Annotated in this window: 7 protein-coding genes and 1 pseudogene; all 8 read left to right on the forward strand. The window is 70.0% G+C overall.

What is annotated here, in order from left to right; genetic code table 11:
• Positions 1-98: 98 nt before the first annotated feature.
• Positions 99-368: pseudogene (locus tag G3O06_RS45035) on the forward strand (hypothetical protein); the annotation flags it as partial.
• Entirely contained in the window at positions 368-2,218 is a 1,851-nt protein-coding gene (locus G3O06_RS45040; protein WP_205819941.1) for an acyl-CoA dehydrogenase, read from the forward strand. The pseudogene G3O06_RS45035 and the gene G3O06_RS45040, both read left to right, overlap by 1 nt.
• Before the next feature lies 1 nt (position 2,219).
• Positions 2,220-3,458, forward strand: coding sequence for a citrate/2-methylcitrate synthase (locus tag G3O06_RS45045; protein WP_205819942.1), 1,239 nt, complete (start codon positions 2,220-2,222; stop codon positions 3,456-3,458).
• Between the two features lie 35 nt (positions 3,459-3,493).
• On the forward strand, positions 3,494-4,156 hold the full coding sequence (locus G3O06_RS45050; RefSeq protein WP_205819943.1) for a class I SAM-dependent methyltransferase: 663 nt from the start codon (positions 3,494-3,496) through the stop codon (positions 4,154-4,156).
• A gap of 3 nt (positions 4,157-4,159) precedes the next feature.
• Positions 4,160-5,233 (forward strand): TauD/TfdA family dioxygenase, encoded by a 1,074-nt coding sequence (locus G3O06_RS45055; RefSeq protein ID WP_174967118.1) that lies wholly within the window; start codon positions 4,160-4,162, stop codon positions 5,231-5,233.
• A gap of 13 nt (positions 5,234-5,246) precedes the next feature.
• A complete protein-coding gene (locus tag G3O06_RS45060; protein ID WP_174967119.1) occupies positions 5,247-6,260 on the forward strand; it encodes an ABC transporter ATP-binding protein in 1,014 nt (337 codons plus the stop codon).
• Positions 6,253-7,332: an ABC transporter permease gene (locus G3O06_RS45065; RefSeq protein WP_174967120.1), complete on the forward strand. Its 1,080-nt coding sequence runs from the start codon at positions 6,253-6,255 to the stop codon at positions 7,330-7,332. Before G3O06_RS45060 ends, G3O06_RS45065 begins: the two co-directional genes overlap by 8 nt.
• A gap of 45 nt (positions 7,333-7,377) precedes the next feature.
• Positions 7,378-7,920, forward strand: coding sequence for a permease (locus G3O06_RS45070; RefSeq protein ID WP_205819944.1), 543 nt, complete (start codon positions 7,378-7,380; stop codon positions 7,918-7,920).
• The last annotated feature ends 94 nt before the right edge of the window (positions 7,921-8,014 follow it).

Consider the following 8,014-nt stretch of genomic DNA (forward strand, 5'->3'; position numbering starts at 1 on the left):
GCTGTTGCGTGTCTTTCTTTTTCTACACCGGTCCGCGACCAACTTGATCCACACGATCGATCCCACTCTTTCCCTACCCGCCGCTCTTCCCATCTTCCGTGCCGCCCGGCTTCGATCCCGGCTTCGCGGCACGCGTGGCCGACGCCGCGTCGATTCCCGTCGCCGCACGCATCCAGCATGAAGCCGCCGGCCACCTGTCGTCGGCCGAATCGGCGGCCGCGCTGATCCGGCTCGCCGGCGCACTCGACGAAGGCGAACGCCGCACGGTACTCGTGTGGGACGCGGCACTGCACGGCGCGGCGGCGGCGGCCGTCGTCGACCTCGCCGGCGGCCTCGATGCCGCGCTCGATATCGAAGGAGACGCGTGATGAGCGCCTACAAAGTGAGCCTGCGCGAACTGCGCTTCTTTCTTTGGGAGCTGTTCGAAACCGACCAGCAGTTCCTGACGGAACACAGCCCGTACGGCACGCACGACCGCGCGTCGATCGACGCGTTGCTCGAACGCGCGCGCGACTTCGCGCTCGATCTCGGCCGCAGCTACCAGCAGGCGGACGTAGAAGGCTGCACGCTGCTCGACGACGGCCAGGTGCGCATTCCGTCACATTTCCACGCGTTGTGGGCGCGGTTTCGCGACGAATGGTCGAACACGCTGTTCGGCACCGCGCACGGGCTGCCGCCGATCGTCACGCAGATGATCTACGAGATGTTCATGGGCGCGAACCCGTCGTTCATGACGTACGGCGGCTTCACGCGCCCCGCGATCAAGCTGCTGCAGATGCACGGCACGCCGCACCAGAAGGCGCTGATCGCGCCGCTCGAGGCTTACCGCTGGGACGCATGCTTCTGCGCGACCGAACCGCAGGCCGGCACCGACCTCACCGCGGTCGCGCTGCGCGCGACGCCGCTCGAACGCGACATCTATGCGATCGACGGCGAGAAGGTCTACATCTCGGCCGGCATGCACGAGTTGACCGAGAACACGCTGTATTTCGTGCTCGGCCGCATCGACACTGCGTCGCCGGATTCCTTCTCGCTGTCGTGTCTCGTCGTGCCGCGCTTCTGGCCGGACGAGGAGACGGGCGAACTGCAGCCGAACCATGTCGACTGCATCGGCCTGCCGCGCAAGATGGGGCTCAAGGGCTGCGCGAACACGCACCTGGTGTTCGGCGCAAACGGTACGACCAAAGGCTGGCTGCTCGGCGGCCGGCGCAACGTCGGCCTGCTGCAGCTGATGCCGCTGATGAACCAGGCGCGGATGAGCACCGGGATGTTCGGCGTCGGCGTCGCGTCGAGTGCGTACCTGCATGCGGTCGAGTATGCGGGCCGGAGGCTGCAGGGCCGGCCGATCGAGCGCGCGTCGAATACCAATGCCGCACGCGTCGCGATCGTCGAACACGCGGACGTGCAGCGCATGCTCGTCGACATGAAGAGCCGCGTCGACGGCTGCCGCGGCCTGCTCGGCAAGCTCGCCGCCACCGCCACGCGCGCGGCGATGCTCGAAGCCGCGCCCGACGCCGACCCGGCCGAGATCGAGCGCCACCGCAAGCTGCAGCTGCTGCTGACGCCGATCTGCAAGGCGTTCATCTCCGACCAGGCGTGGCGGATCTGCGAAACCGCGATCCAGGTGCACGGCGGGCTCGGCTATACCGATGCAAGCCCCGTGGAGCAGAACGCGCGGGACGTGAAAATCCTGTCGATCTGGGAAGGCACCAACTACATCCAGGCGCAGGATCTCGTGCGCGACAAGCTCGGCTTCGGCCGTCATTCGCGGCTGATCCAGTACTACCGCGACGAACTCGACGTGTTCCTCGCGCGCCAGCATCACACCGGCACGCACGCGGAGCTGCGCCCGCTGTTCGACGCGTTGCGCACGGGTGCCGACCGGATCGCCGCCGCGCTTGACGACATCGCGCGCGACGTGCAGGACGGTCACACGCACCGCAGCAGCCAGTTCTACACGCGCTTTCTCGAGATGTTCGGCGTCGTCACGTCGGCGTGGGTGCTGCTCGAATCGGCGACGATCGCCGCGCGCCGGCTCGACGCGCCGGACACCGCCGACACGCCGGCCGAACTCGCGTTCTATCGCGGCAAGCTGAAAAGCGCGCGCTACTACTTCGCGAACGTGCTGCCCGTCGTCGACCAGCACGCGGCCGTGATCGCCGCGATGGCGCATGCGGCAATCAGCGTCAGCAGCGAAGAACTCGCGCAGGTGGAATGACATGGATACGACTCTCGATTCCGGCACGAGCGCTTCGACCGGCGAAGCGCCGCGCAACCTGCTCGGCCGCCCGGCGACCCGCCATCGCGGCACCGACATCGACGGCGCGACGCTCGAGCCCGAAGCGCTGCGCGTACGCGATCTCGACCTGAACGCGCTGATCGGCGCGACGACGTTCGAAGGCGCGCTCGCGCATTTGTGGTTCGACGTCGTGCCCGGCAGCGCCGAGCATCGCGCGCACGAGGTGGCGATCCGCGCGCGGCTCGCGGAATTCGCCGATGCGCTGGCACCCGGCTCGGCCGCGCAGTCCGTCGCCGCGGATCTCGGCGCGGCGGGTGTCGCGCCGGTGTTTGCAGCGGCGTCCGGCCTGCTGCGCGGCTTCGACGACTTGACCGCACGCGTGCACGGCGAAGCGCCGGACGACGCCGATCTCGACACGATGCTGCTGTGCGCGGCCGCCGCGCCGTTCCTGCTGCATGCGGCGATCGAAGGCCGCCCGTTTGCAGCACGCAACGAATCATTCACCGCATCGCTCGCCGGCACGTCGAACCAGGCGCAACGCATGCTCGTACTGATCGGCGCGACACGCACCGACGCACCAGCGCAAGCGGCGATGGACATGCTGCTCGTCGCGTGGCACGCCGGCTTCGGCTACATCACGCCGACCGTACTCGCACCGCGTGTCGCGATCGGCACCGGCGTCACGCTCACGCAGGCGATCGCGTCCGGTTTCCTCGCCAGCGGGCCGTCGCACGTCGGTGCGGCGCTCGAAGCGATGCACTGGCTTGCCGCGCTCGCGCAGTCCATCCCGGGCGGCACCGATGCACCGCCCGCCGCGCTCGACGCGGCCGGACGCGCGGCGATCGATGCCACGCTCGACGCGAAACACACGCTGTACGGCTTCGGCCATCCGCTGTTCGTCGCAGATCCGCGTCCGCCGCACATGCGTGCCCTGTTCGCGACGCAAGGCTTCGACGGCGCGTACGTGACGCTGCTCGACGCGTGCTGCGCGCAGGCCGATGCGCGCCGCGCCTTGCGGCCGAACATCGATTTCCTGACGGCCGCGACGCTGCTCGAACTCGGTGTCGCCGCGCCGTCATGGGGTGTCGGCGTCGGGCTCGGCGCGCGCATCGCGGCGATGGCCGCGCATGCGGTCGAGCGCCGCCGCCGCCCCGCTTTCGGCGTCAACAGCGCGACCGCGCGACGGCTGCTGGCCGCCGTGCCGGTCGGCTGGCTGTGAACCCTCATCCCTACGCACTCAGCAAAAGGAACGTCATGCTGCTCAAGAACCTGCGCCCGGCGAACGACTACGATCGCTTCGCCACCGAAACGCTCGAACCGTGGGACCTGCTGTTCATCAGCCGCATCCGCCAGCTCGCGCGCGGGATGACGCCCGGCGTGATCGCCGACATCGGCACGGCCACCGGCGTCGTGCCGGTGCGGCTCGCGACCGATCCGGCGATGCGCGGCTGGCGCTACGTCGGCATCGACCTCGATCCGGCGATGCTCGATGAAGGCCGCCCGCGCATCCACGAACTCGATCTCGACGACACGATCGAGATGCGCGTCGGCGACGCGCTCGCGCTGCCATTCGACGACGGCACGCTGACGATGGCCGTCGGCCGCGCGACGCTGCACCACCTGCCCGACAAGGCGCTGAGCCTCACCGAGATGTATCGCGTGCTGGAGCCGGGCGGCATCGCGCTCGTGCACGACATGCGCCGCGACGCGCCGCAGCACCTGCTCGACCGCTTCACCGAGATGCGCGCCGCCGCCGACTATCCGCCGACTCACGTCGAGGAAAAGCTCACGCTCGACGAAGCGCATGCGCTCGTCGCCGAAGCCGGTCTCGCGGAAGTCGCGTCGATCTACAGCCCGAGCGCCGGGCTCGGCGCGCTCGGCTTCGAGATCCTGCTGAAGAAACCGGCGCTGGCCTGAGTGATGACCGACCTCGCCTTCCTCGCCGCGCACGCCGCCGCGCGGCTCGGTGCCGACGACGTGCACTGCTCGGCGGTCGCGCCCGGCGCGACGCTGCCGCTGTGCGTGACGCCGCGCAGCGCCGAACTCGCGACCTCGCCGGAGATGTTCGTCGCGTGGTACCGCTCGCGGCTGGACACGATCGACACGCTGCTCGACGCGTGCGGCGCGCTGCTGTGGCGCGGCTTCGCGGTGCCCGACACCGCCGCGTTCGGCCACCTCGGCGCGCTGTATCCGGCACACGCGAACGGCTACACGGCGGGCGCCGCGCCGCGCAAGCAGATCGACGGCCAGGTGTACGAGTCGACCCGCATGCCGCCGCCGTTCAAGATCGGGCTGCACCAGGAGATGGCCTACATGCCCGCGTTCCCGCGCCTCGTCGCGTTCTATTGCCGGCAGCCGGCCGATGCGGGCGGCGAAACGCCGATCTGCGACATGCGGCGCGTGACGGCACGCGTGCCGGCCGCGCTGCGCGAGCGGTTCGCCGAACGCGGCGTGATGTACCTGCGCAATTTTGCGGCGCCCGGCGAGCGCGCGGACGGCCTCGCCGCCAATCCAGGCATGCCGTTCGCCGAATACCACCGGCCGTGGGATGACGCGTTCGGCACGACCGAGCGCGACGAGGTCGAGCGGCTGTGCGCGGAACGCGGCGTCGGCTGCCGCTGGCTCGACGACGGCAGCGTGACGGTGTCGCACGTCGGCAGCGCGCTGCGCGCGCATCCGCGCACCGGCGAGACGGTGTGGTTCAACCAGGCGAGCGCGCAACACCCGAACCCGCGCTCGATGGGCGAGCTCAGCTACCGCTACCTGCAACGCATGTACGGCGGGCGCGCCGCGTTCCCGTACGAGATCCGCTATGGCGACGGGTCGCCGATGCCGTTCGACGATCTCGTCGCGATCTACGACGCGTTCGACGACGAGGAGCTCGCGTTCCCGTGGCAGGCCGGCGACGTGCTCGTCGTCGACAACATGCTGGTCGCGCACGGCCGCAACCCTTACCGGGGCGCGCGCGACACGCAGGTCATGCTGTTCGACTGACAGGAAGCCGACGATGAGCGATTCGTTCCTCGCCTCCGTGCGCGCGCTGTTCGGCCCGCACACCGCGTTCGACCGGCCGCTGCGCACGGCCGCGCAGCCGCTGCCCGATGCGCACGCGCCGGGTGCGGCGCTCGGCGCGCGCGCGATCGACGTCGCGGCCGGCGATTTCCGTTTTTCCGCGCGCCACGTGCGGTTCCGCCTCGGCGCGATCACCGCGATCGTCGGGCCGAACGGCTCCGGCAAGACCACACTGCTCGAAACGCTGCTCGGCTTCCGGCGCGGCGGCACCGACGTGCGTGTGCTCGACGTGCCGGCCGCGCGCTTCATGCGCGATACGCCGTCGCTGCGGCGCATCGGCGCGCAGTTGCAGAAGGTCGAGTATCCCGACCATCTCCGCGTGTCGGAGATCGTCGCGCTGCACCGCGCGATGTACGTGCAAGCCGACGCCGCGGTCACGGATGCGCTCGGCATCGCCGAACTGCTCGACAAGCCGTGCCGCGCGCTGTCGAAGGGGCAGCGCCAGCGTGTGGATCTCTACGTCGCGCTCGCACACCGGCCCGAACTGGCCGTGCTCGACGAACCGTTCACCGGCCTCGATCGCCGTTATGCGGGTGTCGTGATCGACCTGTTGCGGCACCGCGCGCGCGGCGCAAGCGTCGCGATGATCTGCCACGCCGAGGAAGAACTCGCCGTCGTCGACGATCTCGTGTGGGTGCGCGACGGCGGCGTGCGCTACCAGGGCGACAAGGATGCGCTGCGCGCGGAGCTCGTCGGCGATGCGCGCGCGGTCCTGCATTGCCGCGACGAAACCGACGCACGTGCGCTGCGCAAGCGGCTCGCGGCGCTGCCGGGCGTGACCGGCGTGCGCGTGTCGGCCGCGCATGTCGTCGAGGTATTCGGTGATGCGACGCTGCATCCGAACGTGCACCGCATCGTCGGCGAACAGGGCATCCAGCATCTCGCGCTCGCGCCGAGCACGCCGGGCGACCTGCTGCGCCTCTGTACCGAGGGCCCCACCCATGACTAAGGTGTTCCTGATTCTCGTGCGCAACGAGCTGCTCGGCTACCTGCGCAGCCGCTCGTCGCTGTTCTGGACGCTCGTGTTCCCGGTGTTCCTGCTGAGCGTGATGCTGTTCGCGTTCGGCGGGTCGGGTTCGCTCGGCACCGCGGACATCGCGTTCGACGTGCCCGGCGGCGCAACGCCGTACAGCCGCGCCTGCGAAGCGCAGATCGTCGCCAGCCTCACCCACAGCGACACGGTGAAGGCGACGTTCGACGGCCGCGGCACGGCGGCCGATCGCGTGACCGTCGTGCTCGGCAACGACGAGCGCACGCCGGCGACGATCCGCTACGACTTCAACGGCTCGCTCGCGGTCAAGGCCGCGTCGCGCGTCGTCGAGATCGCGCTCGCGCGCTGCGCCGCGCAGCGGCTCGGGCTGCCCGCCGCGCAGGCGCGTTTCGAGAACTCGGCGCCCGCGCGCCGCCCGTTCGATTACGGCGCGTTCTTCGCGACCGGCATTCTCGTGATGGCGTTCATGGCGATCGGCCTCAACTCGACGACGACCGCGATCGCATCGCTGCGCGAACGCAATACGTTCAAGCTGTACGTGTGCTTCCCGGTCTCGCGCGGCGTGTTCCTCGCCGCGCTGATCGTCGCGCGGATGGTGATGATGGCACTGTCGGCGCTCGTGCTGCTGACCGTCGCACGCGTCGCGTTCGGCATCGCGCTGCCGATCGCGACGCCGGACGGGCTGCGCGCGTTGCCGATCGTGCTGCTCGGCGCCGCGATGGTGCTCAGCATCGGCGTGCTGCTCGCGAGCCGCACCAGATCGCTGGCCGCCGCCGAACTCGCCTGCAACGTCACCTACTACCCGCTGCTGTTCTTCAGCGACCTGACGATCCCGATGCACGATGCGCCGGCCTGGCTGAAGGCGGTGCTCGCGTTCCTGCCGACCAACCAGTTCGCGGTCGCGCTGCGCGGCGCGCTGGTCGACGGCGCCCCGTACGCGCAGCTCGCGCCGCAACTGCTCGGCATGACCGCGAGCACGGCGCTGTTCCTGTTTGCCGCCGCGCGGCTGTTCCGCTGGCACGACGCTTGACGCGTCGCCCGCTGTTTCGACGTTTCGACGAAGGAGAATCCCCCGATGAAATCGAGCAATCCCATCACCGGCTACCTGCTGCACGCGAGCAACTTCCTGCCGGCGATCGTGTTCCTGTTCTATGGCCGGCTCGGCCCCGAACAGCCGGACGTACGCTGGACGCACGCGTTCCTGATCGGCGGCGTGCTCGCGCTCGTGCACGGCGCATGGCTGATCCGCCGCGCGGACCGCAACAGCATTGCGATCGGCGTCGACCTGTTCCTCGTGATCGGCGCGGTGCTGGCGCTCGTGTCGCCGACAGGTAGCCGTTTGTGGGGCGAAGAACTCGGGCCCGCCGCGATGCTCGTCTGCGTATTGGTCGTCGGCATCGTGCATACCGCGTGGTCGGACGGCGGCTTCGTCGACGGAACGTTCGTCGACCAGGGGCGCGCGCGTTCGCTGTCGATCGTGCTGCTCGCCGTCACCGTCGTCGCGCTCGTGGTGTCGATCACGATGCGCCACAGCCCGCTGTGGGGCGGCGTCGTGCCGCTGATCGCGCTGGTCGTCGTGCGCGGTCGCCTGCGCAAGCAGCTCGTGCAGGCCGGCTGACGATGAGTGCGCTGCCCGACCGCGCCGCGCAACGGCACGCGCTCGCCGCGACGCTCGGCGACGGCTGGCTCGACGGTGCGTCGGGCAACGCCGA

Source organism: Burkholderia sp. Ac-20345 (genome assembly GCF_017104825.1).
Lineage (GTDB): Bacteria > Pseudomonadota > Gammaproteobacteria > Burkholderiales > Burkholderiaceae > Burkholderia > Burkholderia lata_B.

Coding starts and splice junctions, on each gene's coding strand:
- G3O06_RS45040 (WP_205819941.1), top strand. CDS start 368: ATGAGCGCCTACAAAGTGAGCCTGCGCGAACTGCGCTTCTTTCTTTGG.
- G3O06_RS45055 (WP_174967118.1), top strand. CDS start 4,160: ATGACCGACCTCGCCTTCCTCGCCGCGCACGCCGCCGCGCGGCTCGGT.
- G3O06_RS45045 (WP_205819942.1), top strand. CDS start 2,220: ATGGATACGACTCTCGATTCCGGCACGAGCGCTTCGACCGGCGAAGCG.
- G3O06_RS45065 (WP_174967120.1), top strand. CDS start 6,253: ATGACTAAGGTGTTCCTGATTCTCGTGCGCAACGAGCTGCTCGGCTAC.
- G3O06_RS45060 (WP_174967119.1), top strand. CDS start 5,247: ATGAGCGATTCGTTCCTCGCCTCCGTGCGCGCGCTGTTCGGCCCGCAC.
- G3O06_RS45070 (WP_205819944.1), top strand. CDS start 7,378: ATGAAATCGAGCAATCCCATCACCGGCTACCTGCTGCACGCGAGCAAC.
- G3O06_RS45050 (WP_205819943.1), top strand. CDS start 3,494: ATGCTGCTCAAGAACCTGCGCCCGGCGAACGACTACGATCGCTTCGCC.